This is a genomic window from Thermaerobacter nagasakiensis (assembly GCF_055396825.1).
Genome location: NZ_AP043740.1, coordinates 1652008 through 1675159 on the forward strand (window position 1 = coordinate 1652008; position 23152 = coordinate 1675159).

Here is a 23152-nt window from a genome sequence, read left to right on the forward strand (position 1 = left end):
TCACGGGTGCCCGTCACGCTCCCCCCGCCCTTCCGGCCCTGCAACCTCCGGACGGGTGCCCGGCGCGCCGCGGGTCCCGGAAGGGAGATTCGCCCGGACGCCGGGCTCGCCCGACGCGCCGTCCGGATTGCAGGGGGCCATGCCGCCCCGGGAGGCAGCGCCCCAGGGGGAAGGAACCGGCGGGGCGGTACGGGACGAACCGGCTCCCCACGGTGTGGGCTCTCCGGCCAGGGCGGCCAGGGCGGCATCGGTCAGGGCCACGCGATAGCGGAAGAGACCGCGCCCGGTGGCCAGCATCCGCTGGCGGATGGGCCCGGCCAGTTCCTCCAGGGTGACGAAGCGCGCCTCGGCGATCTCCCCGGGGTCGTGGGGGTCCAGCCGGGACGACGCGGTGCGGGCCGCGAAGACGTGGCTTACCCAGTCCTCCCACTGGTCCCCGCAGGTGAACCGGGCATGGATGCGCAACAGGTAGCGCGTGGGTTCGATGTCAAGCCCCGTTTCCTCCCACGCCTCCCGCCGCAGGCCTTCCAGCAGCGGCTCGCCGGGCCGCGCACCGCCGCTGGGTGCCCGGTAGATGCCGGGGGGGAAAGAGGGCTTGCGGATGGCGGCGACCCGTCCCGCGGGGTCGAAGACGAAGAAGGTCAGATCATGGTGACGCCCGCGCCGGGTGCTGGCCCGGACCAGTTCCAGCTCCTCGGGACCCACCTCGCCGGTCCACTGCAGGCACTGGGGCCGGCCCAGGCGGGCCTCCACGGCAGCCAGCTCCTCTGCGGGGAAATCGGGGTCGAACAAGGCCCGGGACTCCTCTCCGGCGGTCTCCCATGGGGTTCTGGCCGGCTCCGGCGGGGCTGCCAGCCCGATCCGCTATCCCCAGTATAGCACCCGTCCCCGGCGAACCGGCCCTCCCCCGGGGCCGCCCGAGCCCCGGCGGATCCTCCCGGTGGCCGCCGCCATGGCCGCTGCCGGGCCCGGCCTCGCCAGCGCCGTGCCGGGCGGGCCCGCCCTGGGACCACCGTGCCCACCGCGGCAGCGTCAGCGGGCGCCAGGGCCGTAACCGCCGCAACCGCGCCTCTTCCCGCCGGCGTTCCGACCTCGTGCCCGCCTGCCCCGGCGCCCGCCGCTGCCGGCAGGAGCCCGGCCGGGCACGTGGTAACCCCTTAAGAATATGAACAGGATTCTTCCTGCCCCGGCGTGGGCTGGTTCCGGCGAGCGGGGGGCCTTCGCCCGCGGGCTGGTGGCGGGTATGCCCATCGTCGCCGGCTACCTTCCCATTGGGCTGGCCTACGGGGTGGTCGCCGTCCAGGCGGGCCTGACGCCCCTCGAGGCGCTGGCCATGTCCGTGCTGGTCTTTGCGGGTTCGGCCCAGTTCGCCGCCGCGGGGATGATGGCAGCGGGCGCGGCCACGGCCACCCTGGTGGCCACCACCTTCCTCATCAACCTGCGCCACGTCCTCTTCGGCGCCGCCCTGGCCCCGCGCCTGGCGGAAAGGCGCTGGGGCCGCCTGGCGTTGGCGGCCTTCGGCTTGACCGACGAGGTGTTCGCCGTGGCCCAGGCCACGCTGGAAGGCGTTGCCCGGCCCTGGCCGTACCTGCTGGGTCTGGAGGTGGCCGCCTATGCCTCCTGGTGCGGTGCCTCCTGGCTGGGAGCCTGGATCGGCGACGCCCTGACCGGTCTGGGGGACTGGGGACTGGATTACGCGCTGCCGGCCATGTTTCTGGCCCTGATCGCCCTCCAGCTGGGCGGGCGGGTGGGCCGGGGCCTGGTGGTCGCCCTGGTGGCGGCCGGCGTGTCCCTGGCTCTGGGCGCTGCCGGCTGGCCCCACTGGCGCGTCCTGGGTGCCGCCGTGGCAGGCAGCGCCGTGGGGGTGGTGATGGACCGGTGCGCCCGTCGGTGGTGGCGGCCTTCCTCCTGATGGGCATCGTCACCTACCTGCCCCGTTGCCTGCCGCTGGTGGGCCTCAGCCGGGTGCGCCTGCCCCGGCTGGTAGAAGATGCCCTGCGGTACGTCGGCATTGCCGTCATGGCTGCCCTGGTGGCGCCGGACCTGGCGGCCACCTGGGGACAGCCGCCCTGGGGACTGGGGCCCCGGCTGGCCGCGGCGGTGCCGGCGGCCGTCGTCGCCCTGTGGACCCGCAACATGGCCTGGACGGTGGTGGTGGGGGTTGCGGCCTACGCGCTGTTGTCGCGGGGCGTGCCCGCCGGCTAGGGGAGCGCCCGGGGCCGGAGTGTCCCCGTCCTCCGCGGGGGTACCCCAGGGCGCGGCGCGGCGGGCCTTGTCCCCCGGTGTGGTGCTCTTCCCGGCGGCGGCGCCGTGCCCCGGGCCGGGGGTCCTGGTTCCTTGCGCCTTGCGCCCTCGCCCCCCGCGCCGTATGCTGGCGATGGCGGGATCGGGTGCCCAACCGGGTGGAGCCGGGTCTTCACCGGGTCGTTTAAGGGCCGTTGCGACGCACCATCGGCTCTCTGCCCGGTGGAGTCGGCGCCGCCTTCCGGCTGCCGTCCGATGGACGGGCAGCCGGCGCGGGCGTATCATACCCCCGCCATGGGCGAGGCTCCGCGGATGCGCTGGATTTACGCCATCCACAATCGCTTGAACATTTTCCAGAAGGTCCTGATCGCCAACGCGGTCCTGCTGGTGGCCACGGGGATCGGGGCGGCGGTGCTGGCGGCCCATGTGCGGCAGCTGCCGCTGGTCCAGCGGTGGCTGCAGGACCAGGCGCTGACCGTGGTGATCCTGGCTTTCCTCACCGCCGGGCTGGTGGTGAGCCTGGGGATCAACTGGGTCATCCTGCGGGTGGCCTTCCTGCCCCTGTTCCGGCTGCGGGAGATCATGGACGACGTGCGGGCCGGCCAGTTCCACGCCCGGGCGCCGGCCATCGTGGGGGACCCGGACGTGGCGGCCATGGGCGCCATCTTCAACGAGGTGCTGGACCGGCTGGACGAATACCGCCGGGCCACGGCCTCCCAGGTGCTGCGGGCCCTTGAAGAGGAGCGCAAGCGCATCGCCCGCGAGCTGCATGACCAGACCAGCCAGGTGCTGACCTCCCTGCTCATCCACCTGGACCTCTTGAAGGAGCGGCTGGGCGGCGACGCCCCCGAGGACGTCCAGCGCAAGCTGGCCTTCATCCGCCAGCTGACCAGCGACACGCTGGAGGAGATCCGCCGCCTCACCTTTGACCTCCGCCCGACCATCCTGGACGACCTGGGGCTGGTCCCCGCGGTGCGGTGGTACGTCCAGAACGTGCTGGAGCCGGCCGGCATCGAGGTCGAACTCAGCGCCAGCGGCTTCAACGGCCGGTTGCGGGACGAGATCGAGACGGCCCTCTTCCGCATCGTCCAGGAAGCCCTGACCAACATCCTCAAGCATTCCCGCGCGACCCGGGCCCAGGTCATGCTGCGGCGGGAACCCGGCGGCGTGTCGGCGGAGATCCGGGACAACGGGGTCGGGTTCAATCCTCGCCAGATGATTCCTGGCGCGGGTCCCGATCCGGGACGTGGCCTGGGGCTCTTCGGCATGCGGGAGCGGGCCGCCCTGGTGGGCGGCCGGATCGAACTGCATTCCCGGCCGGGCCAGGGCACCCGGCTGCGGGTCTGGATCCCCCTGGAGGGCCTGCCGGGCCATCCGGCCGGGGACGCCGCGGCCCCTGGGAAAGGAGCCGGGACGCACCCTGCCGGAGTGCCGGATGCGCCCGGGGCGCCGGGTTCCCTCGCGGGGCCGGCGGCACCCGTGACCGTCGCCGGCAGTGGCGGCGGGGAAGATGCCCGGGAGGAGGCGGCCATGGGCCATGTCTGAGTTCGCAGGACGGACCGGCCCCGGCGGCGCGGGCGACGCCGCCGGCCGCCGGGCGGACCCGGCAGGGGGGGCGGGCGCGGCGAGCGGGGCAGGCGGCCGGGAGCCGGGGGGGCCGGAAGCTGGCGCGGGCCGCGAGGTCCAGCGGCCCATCCGGGTGCTGGTCTGCGACGACCACGCCATCCTGCGGGACGGCATTCGGACCCTGCTGGAAGCCCACCCCGACATCGCCGTGGTGGGGGAGGCGGCCGACGGCCGCGAGGCGGTGGAACTGGCGCGGCGGCTGCAGCCCGACGTGGTGCTGCTGGACATCGGGATGCCGGGGATGAACGGCATCGAGGCGACCCGGGCGATCCTCAAGCAGCGCCCCGAAACCCGCGTGCTGATCCTCTCCATGCACGACAACGAGGAGTACATCTTCCCCATCCTGGAAGCGGGGGCGGCGGGCTACGTGCTCAAGCGCTCCGCGGCCACGGAACTGGTGTCGGCCCTGCGGGCGGTGGTGCAGGGGCACACCATCCTGCATCCCGATGTGGCGGCCAAGGTGGTGGGCGGCGCCGCCCGGCGCCAGAAGGGGGAGGGGGCCGGCGAGGGGGCGCCCCGCCGGGTGGACGGCCTCACGGAGCGGGAGACCGAGGTGCTGACCCTGATCGCCCAGGGGCTGACCAACCAGGAGATCGCCGACCGCCTGTTCATCAGCATCAAGACGGTCCAGGCGCACCGCTCCAACATCATGGAGAAGCTGGACCTGCATGACGCCGTGGAACTCACCAAGTACGCCATCCGCCACGGCCTGATCTCCCTGGACGACTGACGGGACCGGGGCGGCGGGCCGGAGGCGGCGGAGGGCGGAGGCTCCGGGGACGGGGGGCTGGAGGTGGAGGAGGCGCTGGTGCCACGCCGGGTGGCCGTGGGTTCGACCAACCCCACCAAGGTGGAGGCCGTGCGCCGGGTGATCACCGCCGCCTGGCCGGGCGCGGAGGTGACGGGCCACCAGGTGCCCAGCGGGGTGCCGGACCAGCCGCTGGGAGCCGCCCAGACGGAGGCGGGAGCGCGGCAGCGGGCCCGCCTGGCCCTGGAGTGGGCGGGCGGGGTGGCGGATCTGGGGATCGGCTTGGAGGGTGGGGTTGATCCGGCCGGGTTCCTCCTCAGCGCCTGCTGCGCCCGCGACCGGAAGGGCCGGGAAAGCGTGGCCTGGAGCCTGCGGATGCCCCTGCCGCCGGTGGTGGTGCGGGCCGTCCTCCACGGGGAGGAACTGGGCCCGTTGCTGGAGCGCCTGGGCGGCGTGGCCGGCATCGGGCGTGGCCCCGGAGCCGTGGGCCTGTTCACCCGGGGGCTGGTCGACCGCACCCAGCTCTGGCAAATGGCCGTGGCCGGCGCTCTGGCGCCCTGGCTCACGCCCCAGTGGGACTGGTTCTCGTCCCCGGCCGGATGATGCCGGCGCCGTGAGCGCCCGCCACGGCCGGCGCCTCTTCGCCAGCGTGCCAGGTGCCGCCGGGGCCAGCGCCCGGGCGGGCCGCCCTGCTGGGATGTCATCAGCGGCTTCGCCGAGGTCCGGCGCCGGGAGTCCGGACGGCGGTGGAGGGCGGCGGGGCTCAGCGGGGGTCCTGCGGCAAGGGTTCCATGGCACCCTGCTGGACCCAGTGGCGGGCGATGCGTTCCAGCTGGCGGGCGTGGACGTTCTCGTGCAAGCCCACGAAGTGGATCCACTGGGCGGCGTTGAAGGGCCAGCCGTAGAGAGGGTGCGGCTCGATCACCCGCTCCACGTCGTACCGCGGCAGGTCAGGGAGAATGGCTTCGAGGCGCCGGCGGCTGGCCGCCAGCTCCTCCGCCACCTCCTCGTCGTGCCAGCGGCCCCGGGGTTCTGCCCACACGGGCGCGCTGTAGGTCTTGCCCTCGGCGTCCAGCATGACGGGGCGGGCATCGACCCACTGGACGGGCAGGCCGCGGCTCATCCGGCCCTCGCGCCGGGCCCTCTCCAGCATGCGCTCCAGAAGATCCCCGCAAAACCGCTCGGTCAACACCAGGTGTTCCAGGTTGTCCAGCACCGACCAGCGATCGGGGGCCGGGCGCTGGTGCCACAGGGGTCGCGGCACCTGCACGGCCAGGCGCAGCACCTTGCGCCGGGAGTGGTCCAGGTAGCTTTGCAGATCCTCCAGGGTGTGCACCGGCATGGCGGGCACCTCCCACTGGCCGCCGGGCCGGCCGCCGCCCGCGGCCGGAGCCCCAGGGCAGGGCGTCACGGCTTCCGCGGCGCCCGTCCCTTGTAAGGTTTGTTCGTATTGTACCCAAGCATCGACGTCCATGCGTGGCCGGGCCCGCACCGGCCGGTGGCAGCCGGTGAGCAGTGGCGCCGGGCCGCCGGGTGGCGGCATCCGGCGCGCCGGCCCAGGCGGCGCCTGGCGGCGGAGCCCGCGGGTCAGCAGGGCGCCTGCACGGCGCTCCCGGGAACGGCTGCCCCGTGGCTTTGCCGGCACCCCTCCGGTCCCGGGCGGGCCGGGGTTGGCGGAGCCAGGAGGCCCCGCCAAGAACGCGCCCCCGGAAGCACCCGGCCGTGCCGCGGCCGGGTGCTTCCGGGGGCGTGCAGGAGCGTCACGCTGTCGCTGCCGCCGCGCTGACCGGCGGCCGCCGCCCGCCGGTCAGCGCGGCGGCAGGGGCCCGGGGCGCCCGGGTCAGGCGAACTCCTTGAGGATCGCCTGCCAGTGCTCGGGCTCGTATTCCAGCCGGGCCTTGACCAGGGGCTCTTCCGCGTAGCCCGGCAAAAGGTCCTGGTACGAGGGCTGGCTGTCGTCGATGTAGATCCGGCCGATGACCAGCTCGTCGTACTTGCGCACCGTCTCCACGGCCAGGTCGTAGTTGCGCGGGTCGTAGTCCGGGTCCTCGTCCAGGTTGACCAGGTTCTCCTTGTAGAAGTCGTAGGTGTTGACCTTGTTGTAGGTCACGCACGGGCTGATGCAGTTCACCAGCGAGAAGCCCTTGTGCTGGATGGCCTCGGCGATGATCTCGGCCATGTGGTCGGGATGGGACGAGAAGGCCTGGGCCAGATAGGTGACCCCGGCCGAGAGGGCCAGCTGCAGGGGCTTGATGGGCCGGTCCGCCGTGCCCGCGGGCGACGAGGTGGTCTTGAAGCCCTGGGCGCTGGTGGGCGAGAACTGGCCCTTGGTCAGCCCGTAGATGTGGTTGTCCATCACGATGTAGGTGATGTCGATGTTCCGGCGCACCGCGTGGATGAAGTGGTTCAGGCCGATGCCGTAGCCGTCGCCGTCGCCGCCCGCGGCGATCACCGTGAGGTCCCGGTTGGCCAGCTTGATGCCCATCGCCACGGGCATGGTGCGGCCGTGGACGGTGTGCACGCTGTACGACCGGAAATAGTCGCCGATCTTGCCCGAGCAGCCGATGCCGGCCACCAGGACCACGTTCTCCGGCGCCAGGTTGAGCTTGGCGGCCGCCTCCTGCAGCGCGCGCAGCACGCCGAAGTCGCCGCAGCCGGGGCACCACCAGGGCGCCGCGTTCGTCCGGTAGTCCTTGGGCGTGCGGATCACCGTCGCCATGCCTCATCCAACCTCCTTGGCCGACGCCGCCATGGGCGACACCGCGGCCAGCACCGGCTCCACGATCTCCGCCGGCAGGAACAGGGTCCCGTCGTACTTGTTCACGGTCCGCAGGCGCGCCTTGTCGGCGCTGTCAATGTGCTGGCGCATCAGGGCCGCCAGCTGGCCCTGGGCGTTGTTCTCGGCCACGAACACGTGCCTGGCGCGGCCAAGCAGTTCGGCCACCGGCCCCACGGGGAAGGGGGCCAGCAGCCGGATGTGGGCGTGGCCCGTGGCAACGCCGCGCTCCGTCAGGATCTCCCGGGCTTCCCGCAGGGCGCCGTAGCTGGCTCCCCAGCCGACCAGCAGCACCTCGGGCTGCTCGGGGCCCTCGTAGCGCACCGCCTCCACCCCGTCCACCTGGGTGAACTTGCGCAGCCGCTTCTGCATCATGCGGACGCGGTTTCCGCGGTCCTCGGTGATATGACCCGTTTCGTCGTGCTCCAGGCCCGTGGCCAGGTGCAGGCCGCCCGGCATGCCCGGCAGGGAGCGGGGCGAGATCCCGGTGTCCGTGAACCGGTAGCGCTTGAAGTCGCCGCCTTCCCAGTTCAGGTCGTCGGGCAGCGCCACGGCGCCGCGGTCGATGCGCACCCTCTCGAAGTCGATGCCTTCCACCGTCTGCTTCGCCAGGCCCAGGGCCAGGTCCAGGGCCAGGATCACCGGCGTCTGGTAGCGGTCCGCCAGGTTGAAGGCGTCCACGGCGCCGTAGAAGCAGTCTTCGATGGTCACCGGCGCCAGGACGATGCGCGGCAGGTCGCCGTGGGAACCCATCACCATCTCGAACAGGTCGGACTGCTCGTGCTTGGTGGGCATGCCCGTGCTGGGACCGGCGCGCTGCACGTTGACGATGACGCAAGGCGCCTCGATCATCCCCGCGTAGCCCAGGGCCTCCTGCATCAGGGAGAAGCCCGGGCCCGAGGTGGACGTCAGGGCGCGCACGCCGGCGTAACCGGCGCCGATGACGGTGCTGATGGCGGCGATCTCGTCCTCGGACTGGACGACCACGCCGCCGTACTGGGGCAGCTTCTTGACCAGCCAGTGCATGATCTCCGAGGCCGGGGTGATGGGATAGGCCGCCACCAGACGGCAGCCCGCCACCAGCGCGCCGAAGGCTGCCGCCTCGTCGCCGGTCATCAGGTAGCGGCGCCGGCCGTCGGCCGGGGCCAGGTGCAGGTGGCCGTCCGCCTCGCCCAGGGCTTGCAGGGCCGCATCATAACCCCGGCGCAGGGCGGTCTTGTTGGCCTCCACGAGCTTGCCGCCCTTCCCGGCGAAGCGCTCGTCGATGATGGGCTCGATGTCTTCCGGGGCCAGCCCCAGCAGCGCGGCGGAGACGCCGACGCCGACCATGTTCTTCATGATCGGGTTGCCCAGCTCGCGGGCCAGGTCGAGCATGGGGACCTCGATCAGCCGGACGCCCTCCACACCGGGTGGCAGCTTGCCCCGGCCGCCCTTGCCGTTAAAAACAACGACGCCTCCCGGGGCCATCTCGCCGGCGAGGCGGTTGATGCTGTCCTGATCGAACGCGATGAGGACGTCGATCTGGGGTGCAATGCCGTAGACCGGCCGCTGCGCGATACGGATCCGGTAGTTCGTATGCCCGCCTTTGATCCGGGACCCGAAGGTCCGATAACCGTAGATATAATAGCCAAGGCGGTTCAGCGCCGACGCCAGGATCTCACCCGTCGTATCGATCCCCTCGCCCTGCTGGCCGCCTACCACCCAGGTGAGCTCATTGCTCACGGACGCTGCCTCCTTAGAAGGATTCGGCGGAAGCCGCCATCCGTTCTTTGCCGCACCGTCATTGTACTACGACCGCTCCGCAACCGCCCATGCAACTTTGCAGGGGGACGCAACGTTTCCTGCACGTCTGCCATTCCATTCCACAACGTCGCCGGCGGCGTGGCGCGCCGGGGGCCGGATCACCCGCGCACCTTGCCGCGTGCCGGCTCTTGAGGCGGCCGGAACCGGATGCCGGTGAAGAAGCCTGAGCTTGGCAGCATGAAGGGGGAAGGCCGTCCTCATGCTATGACTGCCTCGGGCAACGACGGCCCTCAAGAAGCCGTAAAAGGAGGTGCGACAATGGCCCAGGGTCAGCAGCGGAACCGCGCCCTCTTCCGCGGTGCGGAGCAGGCGCTGGACCGCTTCAAGTATGAGGTGGCGCAGGAGCTGGGGATCCAGGTCCCGCAGGACGGTTACTGGGGTGACATGCCCACCCGCCTGACCGGTGCCGTGGGCGGTCACATGGTGCGGCGCATGATCGCGCTGGCGGAGCAGCAGCTGGCGCAGCAGGGCACGCTGCCGCCGGTGAGCCAGCAGATCCCCGGCCAGCAGACCCGGTAAGCGGGCATGAGCATGCCGGGTGACGGGCCCGCATCCGCGGGACGAACCGGCTCCCGGCTCGGCCCCAGGACACCCCGATGAGGCGGGGGCTCAGGTCCCCGCCTCCTTCCTGTGTGCGCCCGGCATGGGCGAGTGCTAAGGGGTGAAAGTCCCCTGCGGAGGGTGGCCCCGTACAACCGCTAGCCGAAGGCAAGGGTGCCCGCGGCGACGCGGGATCCGAAGGAAGCCGGAGGCAAAGTCGCGACCCGACGACCAGGAACCGCGGGCGAGGCGGCGCCGTCTGGGCGAGCTGGCACAACACAGCGAAGCCCGAGATGGGCCGAAGGGCGGCGCTGTAAACGCGGCGGGTGTGCGACGAAAGTGCTCGCTCTTACCCGGGGAGGCCTGCCGGTAGGCCAGCGGAGCTGGCAACCCGCGACCGCAAGGCGCGGCTGAGCCGGCAGGAGTCAGCAGAGGCCGTAGTACCGCCGGCCGGGCCGGCGGGAAGGGCCGAACGTCGAGTCCGGGAGGGTGTTGGCGCGTTCGCGCCGGGTGCGAGGAGAGCAGCCAACCCGAGAGGGCCTCGCCCAGGAAGCGGTGGTGAATCCCACCGGGGCCTGGGTGAGAGCGGAGCACCCGGCCGGGACAGACCGGCGCCCCTCCCCGCGGAGGACGTGGTGGCGTGGACCTGATGGAGCAGGTGGTGGCCCGGGAGAACATGGGGGCCGCCCTACGACGGGTGGAGCAGAACCGGGGCGCGCCGGGTATCGACGGCATGACCGTCGAACAACTGCGGGGTTTTCTGCGGGAGCGGTGGCCGCAGGTACGCGCCCAGCTGCTGGCGGGAACCTACCAGCCGCAGCCCGTCCGCCGGGTGGCGATCCCCAAACCCGGGGGCGGCACGCGCCTACTGGGTATCCCGACCGTCCTGGACCGCCTGATCCAGCAGGCTTTGCTGCAGGTGCTGACGCCGATCTTCGACCCCGACTTTTCGGAGCACAGTTACGGCTTTCGGCCGGGACGCTCCGCGCACCAGGCAGTCGAAGCGGCGCGGCGGCACGTCGAGGAAGGGTACGCCTGGGTGGTCGACCTGGACCTCGAACAGTTCTTTGACCGGGTGAACCATGACGTCCTGATGGCCCGGGTGATGCGGAAGGTCGCGGACAAGCGCGTCCGCATGCTGATCCGCCGCTACCTGCAGGCCGGCGTGATGGTCGGTGGGGTGAAGGTGCGGACGGAAGAAGGGACGCCCCAGGGCGGCCCCCTCAGCCCGCTCTTGGCCAACATCCTTCTCGACGACCTGGACAAAGAGCTGGAACGGCGGGGACACCGCTTTGTCCGTTATGCGGACGATTGCAACATCTACGTCCGCTCGGAACGGGCAGGGCACCGGGTCATGGCAGGCGTACGGCGCTTCCTCGAGCAGCGGCTTCGGCTCAAGGTCAACGAACAAAAGAGCGCGGTTGATCGGCCGTGGCGACGCAAGTTCCTCGGCTTCAGCATGTATCACGGCCGGGACGGCGTCCGCCTGCGGGTGGCCCCCCAAACGGTGCAGCGGCTCAAAGACCGGCTTCGCACCCTGACCAGCCGGACGTGGTCCGTTTCCATGACCGAGCGGATCCGCCGGATCAACACTTACCTGCGGGGCTGGCTTGCGTACTTCCGGATTGCGGACATGGCAAGCCTCCTCGATACCGTGGAAGGTTGGCTCCGGCGACGCTTGCAGGCGTGCCTTTGGAAGCAATGGAAACGGCCCCGCACCCGTTTGCGGGAACTCCGCGCCCTGGGACATCCCGAGTGGAAGGCCCGGCAGTGGGCCTTTTCGCGCCGGGGTTATTGGGCCATGGCTGGCGGCCCGCTCAACAGCGCCCTGGGCAAGCGCTACTGGCTTGCCCAGGGGCTGCTGAGCCTGACCCAGTACTACCACCAACTTCGCCATGCTCGACGAACCGCCCGGTGCGGACCCGCATGCCGGGTGGTGTGAGAGGACGGGGCCGTGACCGGCCCCTCCTACTCGATTGCGCAGGATCCGCCGCGGCGGAACCTGCCCCCCGCCGGGATCACCTCGCCCCCCAGGAGCCCTGACCACCCCCCGCGCCGGTACGCGGCTCTCGCCAGCCCAGCCACGCCAGCGCGCAGGCCGACGAAGACGAGGAGGGCTGCGGCCCCGTTCTACCCCCGGGCGGGCGGCGTCACCGCCCCGTCGCCGGAAGCTCCGGCCGCGTCCGCGTCCTGGCGCGCCAGGTGGGCCATCACGGCCTCGGCGGTGCCCAGGTTGGTGGCGATGGGCAGGTTGTGGACGTCACACAGGCGCAGCAGGGCGCTGACATCGGGCTCGTGGGGATGGGCCGTCAGCGGATCGCGCAGGAAGAAGACCACGTCGATCCGGCCCCCGGCGATCTCGCTGCCGATCTGCTGGTCACCCCCCAGAGGTCCGGAGAGGTAGCAGTGCACCGGCAGGCCCGTCGCCTCGGCCACCATGCGGCCCGTCGTGCCCGTGGCCACCAGCTGGTGGCGGGCCAGCACCTCGCGGTATCGCTGGACGAACCGCAACAGATCCGGCTTTTTCTTGTCGTGGGCAATGAGTGCCACCCTCAAGCCAAACCGCCTCCCCGCTGCCATTATGCCCTGCCGGGCCGGCTAGCGGCCAGGCGCCAGCGGGCCGGCGGGGGCGGCCGCGTTTCAAGAGCCCCTGCGGGCCGGGAGGAGACGGCCGCCCTCCCCGGGTCCCGTGCCTCCGGTCCTGGCCAGGGGGGCCTTCATGCCCCCCGTACCCTCCCTCCGGCGGGCGCTTACGACGGCAGCGCCGTCCGGGGTGGCCGGGGCGGCGCGGCGGCGACCCAGGCGATGGCGGCCACGGCCGCGCCGGCAGCGCTCCAGCTGAGCAGCCGGCCTGCCAGCCCGGAACCCAGCAGGGGGGCCAGGCCGTCCAGGATCCCCAGGGCGGCCAGCCCGGCGCAGGCCGGCAGGACGACCCAGCCCACCAGGTCCGGGGCCGTGCCGGTCCGCCAGAGGGCGCAGGCCAGGTTGCCACCGCCGGCCACCACCACGTCGGCGACCAGGGAAAGGCAAACCACGCGCACCGCCGCGTCGGGCGGCATCCCCGGGCGGATGCCCCAGGCGATGACGGCGATGCGCACTCCCGCCGAGGCCAGGTCGACCACCATGGGTTCCAGGGGGCGGCCCAGACCCCGCATCACCGCCGCCGCCACCTGGTCGGCGTACAGCAGCAGCGCCGCCGGAGCGATCCAGTGGATCAGGCGACCGGCTCCCGGGTAGTCGCCACCGGCAGCGCCGGGGAAGAGCAGGGCGGCCAGGGCGGTTCCCTCCCGGGCGAACAGCACGGCGGCCAGCACACCCAGGTGCAGCGCCACCGCCACCACGCGTCGCACCTGGTCCCGCAGCCTGCGGGGATCGTGTTCCGCCTGGGCCACTGCCGGGACGATGGCCGCGGCCAGGGCGCCGCTGAAGACCGTGGGCAGCAGGAGCAGGGGCGCGGCCAGCCCGCCCAGTTCGCCGTACACGGCCAGGGCCTGGGTGACCGTCAGGCCGGTCTGAACCAGGCGGGTGGGAATCAACGTGGCCTCCAGCAGCCGTGCCGCAGACAGCAGGATTCGCTCCACCGTGGCCGGGCCCGCCAGCGCCAGCACCTCCCCCAGGCTGGGAGCCGGACCGCCGCCCTGCCCGGGCGGGCCCGCCGGCCGCATGGCCGCCGCCCCGTGCCCGGGCCCGCCGGCAGGGGGCGGCGGCTGCCCCACCGTGCCCCGCCCGGGCGGCGAGCCGCTGCCCGCCGGCGGCGCGACGGACCGGTAAGCGAGCCAGGTGGAGAGGAAACCCACGGCCTCCCCCGCCACCAGAAGGCCGGTGAGGAACACCAGGGGCGGCCAGGGCAGCCGGACGCCGGGATGGACCGCCAGGGCCAGGGCGCCCACCCGCACCACCTGTTCCACCAGCTGGGCGATGACGATCCAGGCCGAGCGCCCGTCGCCGAGGAACTGGCCTCGCAGCACGGCCGAGGCCGCCGCCAGGGCGATGGCCGGGAGCAGCAGCACCAGGGGCACGGCCTGGCGGGCCTCCACCCAGCCCGGGCCGGGCGGCGTCCAGCCCGTGAGCAGCAGCCAGGCGGCAGGCAGGGCCACGCCGGCCACCGCCAGGGCGGCGGTGCGGGTGATCACCCGGGGAAGGGCCGGATGCCCGGCGCTGCGGGCCGTCACCCGGGCCACGGCGTCGGGCAGCCCGGCCACCACCGGGGTCAGCAGGGAAAAGTACAGCGACATGGCCAGCTGGAACAGGCCCAGGCGAGCAGGGTCGAGAAGCCGGCCCAAGAGGAGCCGGTAGAGCAGGCCCAGGATCCGGTTCGCCAGGTTGCCCGCCGTGAGCCACAGGGTGGCGCGCAGGATGCCCCCCATGCCGATCCCGTCCCCTCTCACGCCACCATGCCTATGCCGCCGGGGACGGGCTCAAACCAGGAGGACGCGCGGGCCAGGCCCGCCGGAAAAACAAGACCGCCGGCGGTCGAACCGGCGGTCCGGGTGCGGGTGATGGAACCATGTGCGGGTGAGGGAACCACGGGTCACGGGAGCAAGAGGTCGCCGCTCCGCAACAGGTGGCCGTTCACGGAACCCGTCTTGCCGCCTGCCGGGCGGTCGCCTGCCTGCCGCCCGCTGACCGGTCCTCGGGCTTACCAGCGCTCGAGCCGGGCGTCGCGCAACTTCTTCTCCGACTGCTTCAGGAAGTCGGCCAGCTTGCGCTCGAAGTCGCGATTGTCGCGCCGGGGCCGGCGGCCGCCGTCAGCCGGCGCCGGCTGGGTCGCCTTGATGGACAGGGCGATCTTGTTGTTGGCCTCGTCGATGCGCAGGATCTTGACCTTCACCGTGTCGCCGACCGAAAGGTGGTCGCTGACGTTTTCAACCCACCCGTGGGCGACTTCCGAGATGTGGACCAGCCCGGTCCGCCCATCGGGCAGCTTGACAAAGGCGCCGAAGCCGGTGATCCCGTCCACCGTGCCCTCGACGATGTCCCCGACCGAATATGCTTCCGCCATGCCGCGCCTCCTAGATGCCAGGATGGGCCTATTATCTCACATCCGGGCGCGGAACTGAAGAGGAGGGGCCCGAGGAGGGGCCGTCCTCGCCCAGCAGGCGCCGGTAGAGGGCTTCGTAGCGCGGGATTACTGTCCCTGCCGCGAAACGGCGGTGGGCGGACCGGGCGGCGGCGCGGGAGAAGACCGCGTGGCGGGCGGGATCCTGCAGCAGTTCCAGGGCGCGGCGGGCCATGCCCTCCACGTCCCCGGGCGGCAGCAGGTAGCCCGTGCGGCCGTGTTCGACCACCTCGGGCAGGCCCCCGGTGCGGGCGGCGATCACCGGTACGCCGCACGCCATGGCCTCCAGGGCGGCAAGGCCGAAGGCCTCCTGTCGGGACGGCAGCAGGAAGAGGTCCGCGGCCGCCAGCAGGCGGGCCACGTCGGTATGCTCGCCGAGAAAACGCACCCGGTCTGCGATTCCCAGCCGCCGGGCCATGTGGGCGCAGCGGTCCACGTCGGGACCGTGGCCGATGAGCAGCAGCCGGGCCGGCACCTCCCGGCACACCCGGGCGAAGACCGCGATGACCGCCGGGGCATCCTTGGCCGGGCGGAAATTGGAGATATGCACCAGCACCCGCTCCCCTGGCTCGGCCAGCCCGCGGCGCAGGGCCGGATCGCCGCGCCGCCCGGGATGGAAGACGGCCGGATCCACGAAGTTGGGGATGACCTCCAGCTCCCGTTCCACCCGGAAGGCGGCCAGGGTGGCCTCCCGCAGGTAGTGGGATACCACCGTCACCGCGTCGGACTGGTTGATGCTGAACTCCACGATCCGCTGGAAGGACGGGTGGGTGCCCAGCAGGGTGATGTCGGTGCCGTGAAGGGTCGTCACCACCCGCAGGTGGTGCCGGGGCGCCAGCATGGCCCGTGCCAGGTAAGCGGCGGTGGCGTGAGGAATGGCGTAGTGGACGTGGAGCAGGTCCAGCTGCCGTTCCTCGGCCACCGCGGCCATCTGGCTGGCCAGGGCCAGGTCGTAGGGCGGGTAGGTGAACAGCGGGTAGGAGGGGACCTCCACGGGGTGGAAGTGGATCCCCGGCCGGGTCAGGTCCAGGCGGAAGGGCACGTCGTGGCTGATAAAGTGGACCTGGTGGCCCCGGGCGGCCAGCTGGTGGCCCAGTTCGGTGGCCACCACGCCGCTGCCCCCGGAGGAGGGATAACAGCTGATGCCGATGCGCAGGGAGCGTGCCGCTCCGGGGGCCAAAGGCGCCCACCTCCCGATCTGACCCTGGCCCGCAGGAACCCCGGTGCGGGGACCGGCCCTCCGGGGGATTGCGGGTTTTCCGCCGCCATTGTACCAGCAGGCGGCCTGCCAACAACCACTGGCGTCGCCCCGGCGGGCCGGCAAGGGCCGCCCGCGACGGCGGCGAAGGGAGGGAGAGCACGGTGCAAGAACCCCCGAGGGACGAACCGGCATCCTCCGCCGGGCCGGCTCCGGCGGGCGCCCCGGCCCGGACCGCCGTGCCGCCGCGGGCCGCCGCCCCGGCCGCCATCCGGGCCCTCCTGCCCAGGCTGGAAGGGGCCCTTCCCCGGCAGGAGCTGGTCCCGCTGGCCCAGGCGTTGATCCGCGCCCGGACCGTCAACCCGCCGGGCGGCGAGGCCCAGGCGGCGGCCGTGGCCGTACCCTGGCTGCAGCGCCACGGTTTTGACGTGGCAACCTACGAGCCCCGTCCCGGGCGGACCAGCCTGATCGCCCGCCGCCAGGGCGCCGAGCCCGGACCCACCCTGCTCTGGTGCGGGCACCTGGACGTGGTCGAGGCGGGGGACCCGGCCGCCTGGCCCCATCCCCCCTTCGCCGGGGTTCTGGACGGCGACCGGATCTACGGCCGCGGGGCGGTGGACATGAAGGGGCCGGTGGCGGCTGCCCTGGCGGCGGCTGCGGCCGTCGCCCGCCTGGGCGGCCCCCGGCGCGGCCAGCTGGTGCTGGCCCTGGTGGCCGACGAGGAGGCCATGGGGCGTCATGGCGCGGGCTGGCTGGCCCGGCGCGGGCTGCTGCGGGCCGATGGCGCCATCGTGGGCGAGCCGACGCGCCTGCACCTGGTCCGGGCCCAGCGGGGGGCGGCCTGGATCCACCTGCGCCTGCAGGGGCGGCCCGCCCATGCCGCCGTGCCCCACCTGGGGGCCAGCGCGGTGGCGGCCGCTGCCCGGCTGGTGCTGGCCCTGGAGGAGCGGGTCTGGGACGCCTTCCACCCCCTGCTCGGCCCACCCACGGCCAGCGTGGGCCGCATCCGCGGCGGCGACAGTCCCAACCGGGTCCCCGAGCGCTGCGAGCTGGTGATCGACCGGCGAGCGGTGCCGGGGGAGACCGCAGGGTCGGTGCGCCAGGAGGTGGAAGCCGTGGTGGCCGAGGTGCTGGCCCGCCATCCCGGCGTGACGGCCGCCATCACCCGCTGGCAATGGGCCGAGCCGGCCGAAACTCCCGCGGATGCGGCCATCGTGGAGCTCGTCCGGGCGGCGGGACTGGCGGTCACGGGCCAGGACATGCCCGAAGCCGGGACGGTGGCGGTAACGGACATGCGTTACCTGGTGGCCGCGGGCATCCCCACGGTGATCGCGGGACCAGGCCGGCCCGATCTGGCCCATGCCCCCGGCGAGTTCATCACCGTGGACGAACTGGTTCAGGGCGCCCTTTTCTATGCGGCGGCCTTTGCCGGGTGGCTCGGCGTCGCCGGATGGCCGGCGTGAGGGGCAGGCGCGTGCCCGGCACTCCCCGGGCCGCCAGGTGCCCCGTGGGGTCCGGACCGGCCATGCCTGCAGCGGAACGGGGGAGGGTGAGGATGGACAGGCCGTCCGGAGGCGTCCAGGCGGCAGGCGGTGCCGGGCTGCGGGCGCCGGCCGGGCATGGCGCCGCCCGGCCCGTGGCCGGAGCGGAGGCCCGGGGGACCGGCCACGCCCCGAAGGGGGCGGGGTCCGGCCGGCAGGGCGCCCGTGCGCGGCCGGTGGGTCCGCGGGCCGCCACGGCGCCACCGGCGCCCGGGCCGGTCCGTCCCGTGGTCCTGAGCTGGAGCGGTGGCAAGGACTCGGCCCTGGCCCTGGCACGTCTGGCCGCCGACCCGCAGGTCCGGGTGGCGGGCCTGCTGGCCACCGGCAACGAGGTCACGGGGCGGATCAGCATCCATGGGGTCCGCCGGGCGCTGGTGGAGGCCCAGGCCCGGGCCCTGGGCCTGCCCTTGTGGTGGGTACCCCTGCCCGACCCCTGTTCCAATGCCGACTACGAAGAACGGATGGCCCGCGCCCTCGCCCGGCTGGCAGGCCAGGGCGTCCGCACCGTCGCCTTCGGCGACCTCTTCCTGGCCGACATCCGCGCCTACCGGGAACGGCAACTGGCCCGGGCGGGGATGACCGCCCTGTTTCCCCTGTGGGGGAAAGATACCCGGGAACTGGCGGCCGAGGTGGTGGCGTCGGGGATCCGCGCGGTGGTGGTGGCGTCGGGTCCGGAGCTCGGGCCCCGGTGGCTGGGCCGGCCCTACGACGCCCGGTTGCTCGCGGAGCTGCCGGCCGCCGTGGACCCTTGCGGCGAGCGGGGCGAGTTCCACACCTTTGTCTATGACGGGCCCGCCTTCCGGGAGCCGGTGGCCTTCCGCCCCGGAGAGCGGGTGGAACGCGGCGGCTTCTGGTACCTGGATCTGCTGCCGGCGGCGCCGGGGGAACCTGACGGGCCGCCGGGGAGGGCGCTTTGACCCGCCCCGCCCCAGGGGCCGGCGAGGAGGCGGAGGGATGGCGGCGACCAGCCGTTACCAGCGGTTGCGCAACCTGCGGCGGTACCGGGAGATTGCGGCCGTCCTGGCCCGCCACGGCCTGACGGTGCTGGTGGAACAGGCCGGCCTGCCCCGCCAGGGACGGCGGGACCGCTGGCCCTGGCCGCGGCGCCGGTGGCGCCTCCGGCGCGACGGCACGGCGGCGGTGCCGCCGGCAGGGGCGGCCGCCCCGCCGGCCGGGGGGCCGGCGGGGCGGGGCGGGCCAGGGGCAGGGGAAGCCGTCACCCGGGGGACGCCGGGGGCCCGAACCGCCGGCGACGGGACGGTCCCGGCCGCGGCAGGGAAGGTGGCGGCCGCAGAGGGAGGCCGCAGATTTGGCGTCCACCTGCGCCAGGCCCTGGAAGAGCTGGGGCCGACCTTTGTCAAGCTGGGGCAGCTGCTCAGCACGCGGCCCGACCTCCTGCCTCCCGACGTGCTGCGGGAGTTGGAGCGGCTGCAGGACCGGGTGCCGCCCTTTCCCTTCGAGGAGGCCGCCGCCCAGATCGAGCAGGAGCTGGGGCGTCCCCTCCACCAGCTGTTCCGCCGTTTCGACCCGCGCCCCCTGGCCGCCGCCTCCATCGGCCAGGTCCACGCCGCCCAGCTGCCCGACGGCCGGGCGGTGGTGGTCAAGGTCCAGCGGCCCGGGATCCGCCGCACCGTCGAAGCCGATCTGGCCCTGCTCATGGATCTGGCCGAACTGGCCGAGCGCTACAGCCCCTGGGCGGCCTTCTACCCCTTCCGCGACATCGCCGCGGAGCTGGCCGCCAGCCTGAGGGCCGAGCTGGACTTCGTCCGGGAGGCGCGGAACGCGCAGCGACTGGCGCGGCTTCTGGCCGGCCGGCCGGGAATCCAGGTGCCCCAGGTGATCTGGGAGTACACCACGCCGCGGGTCCTCACCCTGGAACGGCTGGAGGGCGTCCGCCTGGCGGAGGCGGGGCGGCTGGAGCCCGCCGGGGCCCGTCGCCTGGCCCGCACCCTGGTCGATGCGGTGCTGGACCCCCTCTTCCGGGCCGGGTTCTTCCACGCCGACCCGCACCCGGGCAACATCCTGGTGCTTCCCGGGGGCCGGGTGGGCCTGGTGGATTTCGGTATCACCGGACAGCTGGACCGCATCACCCGCCGGCGACTGGCCGCCATGGTGATCGCCCTCTGGCGCGGCGACGCGGGCGGGCTGCTGCAGGCGGTGGAAGGCCTGGCCGTCATTCCGCCGGGTACGGACCGGCGCCTGCTGCGCCGCGACCTGGAGCTGCTCCTCGACCGGTACCTGGACGTTCCCCTGAGCCGGCTCGACCTGGGGGAGATCCTGCCGGTCTTCTTCGACCTGCTGCGCCGCTACCGCATCCGGGTTCCGGCCGATCTGGCCCTGGTGGGCAAGACCCTGCTGGCCCTGCAGGGCGTAGTGCGGGCCATCGACCCCGACCTGGCGGTGCTGGACCTGGCCCGGCCCCTGGGGCGGCGCCTGCTGCGCCATTACCTCTCGCCGGCCGAGGTGGGCCGCCGCTGGCTGGACCGCTGGGAAGAACGGGCCGAGCCCCTGCTGGACCTGCCCGCCCAGCTCCATGCCCTGCTGGTGCAGGCACGGGCGGGGCGCCCGGTCTTCAAGGTGGAGGTTGTGGAGCGGGAGGAGTTCCACCAGGGGCTGAGCCGGCTGGTCAACCGCCTGGCCTTCAGCGTGCTCCTGCTTTCCTTTACTATCTTGATGGCGGCGCTGGTGTTGGCGGGCGCCTTGCTGGGCCGCAGCGAGCCGGTGTTGCGCTTTCCCTTCCTGGAGGTGGGGGTGGCGGTGCTGGCCCTGGCCACGGCGGCGCTGCTGTGGGCCATCGTGCGGTCGGGGCGGCTTTGAGCCGCAGCACCAGGGTGGCCTCGGGGCCGGCAGGAAGGAGCCGTGGATCCATGCAGCGGTGGCGTGGCACCCGCCCCCGGCCGGGGTGGCGGGAATGGGTGGAGATCGTCCGGCTGCTGAAGGACCCCCAGGCGGGCACCGCCTCGCGCCTGGCGGTGCTGCTGGCGGCCCTGTACCTGGTCTGGCCGGCGGACCTGCTGCCGGGCCTGCCACCCGCCTCCTGGCTGGATGACGCCACCGTGTTGTGGCTGGCCTATCTCTTCCTTCGCCGGCAGCTGGAGCGGCGTCGCCAGGGGGATCGCCGGGGAGGAAGGGGCCCCGGCCGGGCGGGCGGGCCGGACCCCGCCGGGGGATAGGCCCCCGGCCTCCCGGCGGTGCCGGGATCCCGGACACCGGGGCGCCGGCTGCGGCGCGACTCCCAAGGGCTGGCGGCGGGGGCGGGACGTTCCCGGCGGGGGGCGGTATGGCGCCGGGCCGCCGGCCGCCGCCGGAGCTGCTGGCCTTCACCGCCGGTCGGGCCGGGTGGGCGGTTCGTCCAGCAGGCGCCGGCGCACCGGCTCCCGGAGCCGGCGCACGGCCTGCTCCAGCTCCTGGCGCTGGCCGGGGGAGAGGTCCCGCATGTGGGCCACGTCGTTGCGGGCATGGCGCAGCCGGTCGAGCAGGTCCAGGGCCGCGCCCAGGTCCAGGGGACTCAGCCAGGACCGGAACCACCGGTCCCAGCCGGCTTCCACCAGCTGGCGCAGGTCGTAGAGGTCGACGTAATCCAGCGGGTCCGACCCGCCGTCCCGGCGGCAGTACTCCTCGATCCGCCGGGCCTGGGCGGGCGGCAGCAGGGCGAGCCAGCCGCCGCGGGGGCCCGAGGCTTCGAGGCGGTACAAGAGGACCCGCAGGACCTGCTCCAGCTCCCGCAGCCAGAGGTAGGGCGCCGCGTCGCGGACCACGTCGACATAGGTGATGATCCCGGGTGGCCGGCCGGGGGCGGCCACCACCACGGCGGGAGCGCGGGCGAGCCCGTCCAGCACCTCCAGCAGGCCGGCGGCGGGCGTCACCTGGGGCAGGGGCGGCTCCTGCACCTGCGCGGCCGTCACCCGGTCCGGATCGAGTCCTTCGAATAGCAGGCGCTGCCAGGTGCGGGCGGTCAGGGCGCCGGTGACCTGCCGGCCGTCCCATACGGGCGCCCGGCTGAAGCCGGCCTGCTTGAGGGCCGCCAGCACCCGGCCCACGGGGTCCTGGGGCCGGGCATAAAGGGCGGGGCGGGCGATGCGACCTGCCTGCCAGAGGGTCGTGGGCATGGGCGTCGACCTCCTTCGGCCAGGTTGATTGTTCCCCGCCGGGCCCCTGCGGTCCTGGGCCCTGGCGCACCCCGCGGCCCTGGCGGGACCGGCTCCGGCAGGGGCGCCTGCGGCGAGCCGGGCTCCGGCGGCCTGGAGAGACTAGGCAGCGGAGGTGAAGGCGTTGGCCGAAACCAGCGTACGAGACCGGGTGCCGCCCGGCCAGGTGGTGACCGAGAAGTTTCCGGTCCTGCACACGGGCTAGGTGCCCCGCTACCGGGACGACCTGAGCGACTGGAGCTTTCGCGTCTTCGGCCAAGTGGAGCGGCCCGTCACCCTGACCTGGAACCAGTTCCGCCGCCTCCCTGTCCGCGAGGTGGTGGTGGACATCCACTGCGTGACCCGCTGGAGCAAGCTGGGCACCCGCTGGCGCGGCGTCCCGGCGGCCCGGGTCCTGGAGGAAGCCGGGGTCAAGCCGGAGGCCCGGTTCGTCCTGGTCCACGCCGACCCGGACTACACCACCAACCTGCCCCTGGCCGACCTGTACCGCGACGACGTGCTCCTGGCCTTCGAGTTCGACGGCCGGCCCCTGGCGCCGGAACACGGCTACCCGGTGCGGCTCCTGGTGCCCCACCGGTACTTCTGGAAGAGCGCCAAGTGGGTGCGGGGCTTCGAACTGCTCCCCCAGGACCGGCCGGGCTACTGGGAGGAACGCGGCTACCACAACGAGGCCGACCCCTGGAAGGAGCAGCGGTACGGCTTCTTTTAAGCAGGAGCAAGGACGAGGCACCGGCCGCCGCAACGGCGGCAGGGCGGGGAGGGCCGGGGCGTGCCGGGGGAGCGCATCCTGGTGGTGGACGACGAGCCGGGGATCCGGGAGGTCTGCCGGCTCTACCTGGAGCGGGAAGGGTTCGCCGTGCGGGAAGCGGCCAGCCTGGCGGGGGCCCGCGCCGCCCTGCGGGGCGAAGCGCCGGCGCTGGTCGTCCTGGACCTGATGCTGCCCGACGGCAGCGGCCTCGACCTGTGCCGGGAGCTGGTGGAGGCCGGGACTCCGGTGGTCTGCCTGACCGCCCGGGCCGACGAGACGGACCGGGTCCTGGGCCTGGAGCTGGGCGCGGACGATTACGTGACCAAGCCCTTCAGTCCCCGCGAGCTGGTGGCCCGGGTCCGGGCCGTGCTGCGCCGGGCCCGGGCCGCCAAAGAGCCGGCGCCGGTCACCGTGCGGTTCGGCCGGTGCGCCGTCGACCTGGCCGCCCGGCGGCTCTGGGTGGGCGGCCGGGAGGTGGCCTGCACCCCCAAGGAATTCGACCTTCTGGCCCTGTTCGTCACCCACCCCCACCGGGTCTTCACCCGCCAGCAGCTGCTGGAGCGGGTCTGGGACTTCTCCTATGCCGGCGATACCCGCACCGTGGACGTCCACGTGCAGCGGCTGCGGCGGAAGATCGAGCCCGATCCCCAGCACCCGCGCTATCTCAAGACGGTGTGGAGCGTGGGGTACCGGTTCGACCCCGAGGGCGAGGCGAGCTGAC

The 23152-nt window shown here is 73.5% G+C and carries 22 protein-coding genes; 13 read left to right on the forward strand and 9 right to left on the reverse strand.

The window, feature by feature from the left end; all coding sequences use genetic code 11:
* Positions 1-792 (reverse strand): NUDIX hydrolase, encoded by a 792-nt coding sequence (locus ACZ5T9_RS07015; protein ID WP_464832382.1) that lies wholly within the window; start codon positions 790-792, stop codon positions 1-3.
* Positions 793-1243: 451 nt separating this feature from the next.
* On the opposite strand from ACZ5T9_RS07015, the gene ACZ5T9_RS07020 reads away from it, so the two are divergent.
* The 5 genes from ACZ5T9_RS07020 to yjjX all read left to right on the forward strand — a co-directional run bounded on the left by ACZ5T9_RS07020 (position 1244) and on the right by yjjX (position 5221).
* The gene (locus ACZ5T9_RS07020; RefSeq protein WP_051009301.1) at positions 1244-1912 is read left to right on the forward strand and encodes an AzlC family ABC transporter permease; all 669 of its coding nucleotides are present in this window, start codon (positions 1244-1246) and stop codon (positions 1910-1912) included.
* Positions 1879-2205, forward strand: coding sequence for an AzlD domain-containing protein (locus ACZ5T9_RS07025; protein WP_006903772.1), 327 nt, complete (start codon positions 1879-1881; stop codon positions 2203-2205). The genes ACZ5T9_RS07020 and ACZ5T9_RS07025 overlap by 34 nt, the downstream gene beginning before the upstream one ends.
* Positions 2206-2556: 351 nt before the next feature.
* Entirely contained in the window at positions 2557-3789 is a 1233-nt protein-coding gene (locus ACZ5T9_RS07030; protein WP_464832384.1) for a sensor histidine kinase, read from the forward strand.
* A complete protein-coding gene (locus ACZ5T9_RS07035) occupies positions 3782-4600 on the forward strand; it encodes a response regulator (RefSeq protein ID WP_464832385.1) in 819 nt (272 codons plus the stop codon). Before ACZ5T9_RS07030 ends, ACZ5T9_RS07035 begins: the two co-directional genes overlap by 8 nt.
* A 78-nt stretch (positions 4601-4678) precedes the next feature.
* The gene (gene yjjX / locus ACZ5T9_RS07040; protein WP_006903775.1) at positions 4679-5221 is read left to right on the forward strand and encodes an inosine/xanthosine triphosphatase; all 543 of its coding nucleotides are present in this window, start codon (positions 4679-4681) and stop codon (positions 5219-5221) included.
* Between the two features lie 160 nt (positions 5222-5381).
* On the opposite strand, the gene ACZ5T9_RS07045 is transcribed toward yjjX, so the two are convergent.
* From ACZ5T9_RS07045 to ACZ5T9_RS07055, 3 genes are all read right to left on the reverse strand, one after another.
* On the reverse strand, positions 5382-5960 hold the full coding sequence (locus ACZ5T9_RS07045) for a DinB family protein (RefSeq protein WP_464832386.1): 579 nt from the start codon (positions 5958-5960) through the stop codon (positions 5382-5384).
* A 498-nt stretch (positions 5961-6458) separates the two neighbouring features.
* Entirely contained in the window at positions 6459-7337 is an 879-nt protein-coding gene (locus ACZ5T9_RS07050) for a 2-oxoacid:ferredoxin oxidoreductase subunit beta (RefSeq protein WP_006903778.1), read from the reverse strand.
* 3 nt (positions 7338-7340) lie between these two features.
* Positions 7341-9116, reverse strand: a complete 1776-nt coding sequence (locus ACZ5T9_RS07055; protein ID WP_464832387.1) for a 2-oxoacid:acceptor oxidoreductase subunit alpha — start codon at positions 9114-9116, stop codon at positions 7341-7343.
* 339 nt (positions 9117-9455) lie between these two features.
* Here ACZ5T9_RS07055 and ACZ5T9_RS07060 point away from each other — a divergent pair, with 339 nt between their 5' ends.
* Entirely contained in the window at positions 9456-9716 is a 261-nt protein-coding gene (locus tag ACZ5T9_RS07060; protein WP_006903780.1) for an alpha/beta-type small acid-soluble spore protein, read from the forward strand.
* 670 nt (positions 9717-10386) lie between these two features.
* A complete protein-coding gene (gene ltrA, locus ACZ5T9_RS07065) occupies positions 10387-11679 on the forward strand; it encodes a group II intron reverse transcriptase/maturase (RefSeq protein WP_464834381.1) in 1293 nt (430 codons plus the stop codon).
* 188 nt (positions 11680-11867) lie between these two features.
* On the opposite strand, the gene ACZ5T9_RS07070 is transcribed toward ltrA, so the two are convergent.
* The 4 genes from ACZ5T9_RS07070 to bshA all read right to left on the reverse strand — a co-directional run bounded on the left by ACZ5T9_RS07070 (position 11868) and on the right by bshA (position 15976).
* Positions 11868-12293: a methylglyoxal synthase gene (locus tag ACZ5T9_RS07070; RefSeq protein ID WP_464832388.1), complete on the reverse strand. Its 426-nt coding sequence runs from the start codon at positions 12291-12293 to the stop codon at positions 11868-11870.
* Between the two features lie 194 nt (positions 12294-12487).
* Positions 12488-14104 (reverse strand): oligosaccharide flippase family protein, encoded by a 1617-nt coding sequence (locus ACZ5T9_RS07075; RefSeq protein ID WP_464832389.1) that lies wholly within the window; start codon positions 14102-14104, stop codon positions 12488-12490.
* Between the two features lie 272 nt (positions 14105-14376).
* Positions 14377-14739 carry a S1 RNA-binding domain-containing protein gene (locus ACZ5T9_RS07080; protein ID WP_006903783.1) on the reverse strand — a complete coding sequence of 121 codons (363 nt, stop codon included), beginning with the start codon at positions 14737-14739 and terminating at the stop codon, positions 14377-14379.
* Positions 14740-14770: 31 nt separating this feature from the next.
* Positions 14771-15976 carry an N-acetyl-alpha-D-glucosaminyl L-malate synthase BshA gene (bshA, locus tag ACZ5T9_RS07085; RefSeq protein ID WP_464832390.1) on the reverse strand — a complete coding sequence of 402 codons (1206 nt, stop codon included), beginning with the start codon at positions 15974-15976 and terminating at the stop codon, positions 14771-14773.
* Positions 15977-16158: 182 nt separating this feature from the next.
* On the opposite strand from bshA, the gene ACZ5T9_RS07090 reads away from it, so the two are divergent.
* The 4 genes from ACZ5T9_RS07090 to ACZ5T9_RS07105 all read left to right on the forward strand — a co-directional run bounded on the left by ACZ5T9_RS07090 (position 16159) and on the right by ACZ5T9_RS07105 (position 20708).
* Positions 16159-17457, forward strand: coding sequence for a M20 family metallopeptidase (locus ACZ5T9_RS07090; protein WP_464832392.1), 1299 nt, complete (start codon positions 16159-16161; stop codon positions 17455-17457).
* Positions 17458-17549: 92 nt separating this feature from the next.
* Positions 17550-18452 carry a Dph6-related ATP pyrophosphatase gene (locus tag ACZ5T9_RS07095; RefSeq protein WP_464832394.1) on the forward strand — a complete coding sequence of 301 codons (903 nt, stop codon included), beginning with the start codon at positions 17550-17552 and terminating at the stop codon, positions 18450-18452.
* Positions 18453-18489: 37 nt separating this feature from the next.
* Complete coding sequence (locus ACZ5T9_RS07100; RefSeq protein ID WP_464832395.1) at positions 18490-20352, forward strand: ABC1 kinase family protein; 1863 nt, start codon at positions 18490-18492, stop codon at positions 20350-20352.
* Positions 20353-20402: 50 nt separating this feature from the next.
* Entirely contained in the window at positions 20403-20708 is a 306-nt protein-coding gene (locus ACZ5T9_RS07105) for a hypothetical protein (protein WP_006903789.1), read from the forward strand.
* A 147-nt stretch (positions 20709-20855) separates the two neighbouring features.
* Here the strand turns inward: ACZ5T9_RS07105 and ACZ5T9_RS07110 are convergent, their stop codons facing one another.
* A complete protein-coding gene (locus ACZ5T9_RS07110; protein ID WP_464832397.1) occupies positions 20856-21644 on the reverse strand; it encodes a CBS domain-containing protein in 789 nt (262 codons plus the stop codon).
* Positions 21645-21888: 244 nt separating this feature from the next.
* Here ACZ5T9_RS07110 and ACZ5T9_RS07115 point away from each other — a divergent pair, with 244 nt between their 5' ends.
* On the forward strand, positions 21889-22392 hold the full coding sequence (locus tag ACZ5T9_RS07115; RefSeq protein WP_464832399.1) for a molybdopterin-dependent oxidoreductase: 504 nt from the start codon (positions 21889-21891) through the stop codon (positions 22390-22392).
* A gap of 60 nt (positions 22393-22452) precedes the next feature.
* On the forward strand, positions 22453-23151 hold the full coding sequence (locus tag ACZ5T9_RS07120; RefSeq protein WP_464832400.1) for a winged helix-turn-helix domain-containing protein: 699 nt from the start codon (positions 22453-22455) through the stop codon (positions 23149-23151).
* Position 23152 lies beyond the last annotated feature (1 nt).

Coding starts and splice junctions, on each gene's coding strand:
- ACZ5T9_RS07020 (WP_051009301.1), top strand. CDS start 1,244: ATGCCCATCGTCGCCGGCTACCTTCCCATTGGGCTGGCCTACGGGGTG.
- ACZ5T9_RS07030 (WP_464832384.1), top strand. CDS start 2,557: ATGCGCTGGATTTACGCCATCCACAATCGCTTGAACATTTTCCAGAAG.
- ACZ5T9_RS07035 (WP_464832385.1), top strand. CDS start 3,782: ATGTCTGAGTTCGCAGGACGGACCGGCCCCGGCGGCGCGGGCGACGCC.
- ACZ5T9_RS07045 (WP_464832386.1), bottom strand. CDS start 5,960: ATGCCGGTGCACACCCTGGAGGATCTGCAAAGCTACCTGGACCACTCC.
- ACZ5T9_RS07050 (WP_006903778.1), bottom strand. CDS start 7,337: ATGGCGACGGTGATCCGCACGCCCAAGGACTACCGGACGAACGCGGCG.
- ACZ5T9_RS07060 (WP_006903780.1), top strand. CDS start 9,456: ATGGCCCAGGGTCAGCAGCGGAACCGCGCCCTCTTCCGCGGTGCGGAG.
- ltrA (WP_464834381.1), top strand. CDS start 10,387: ATGGAGCAGGTGGTGGCCCGGGAGAACATGGGGGCCGCCCTACGACGG.
- ACZ5T9_RS07075 (WP_464832389.1), bottom strand. CDS start 14,104: ATGGGGGGCATCCTGCGCGCCACCCTGTGGCTCACGGCGGGCAACCTG.
- ACZ5T9_RS07080 (WP_006903783.1), bottom strand. CDS start 14,739: ATGGCGGAAGCATATTCGGTCGGGGACATCGTCGAGGGCACGGTGGAC.
- ACZ5T9_RS07095 (WP_464832394.1), top strand. CDS start 17,550: ATGGACAGGCCGTCCGGAGGCGTCCAGGCGGCAGGCGGTGCCGGGCTG.
- ACZ5T9_RS07100 (WP_464832395.1), top strand. CDS start 18,490: ATGGCGGCGACCAGCCGTTACCAGCGGTTGCGCAACCTGCGGCGGTAC.
- ACZ5T9_RS07105 (WP_006903789.1), top strand. CDS start 20,403: ATGCAGCGGTGGCGTGGCACCCGCCCCCGGCCGGGGTGGCGGGAATGG.
- ACZ5T9_RS07110 (WP_464832397.1), bottom strand. CDS start 21,644: ATGCCCACGACCCTCTGGCAGGCAGGTCGCATCGCCCGCCCCGCCCTT.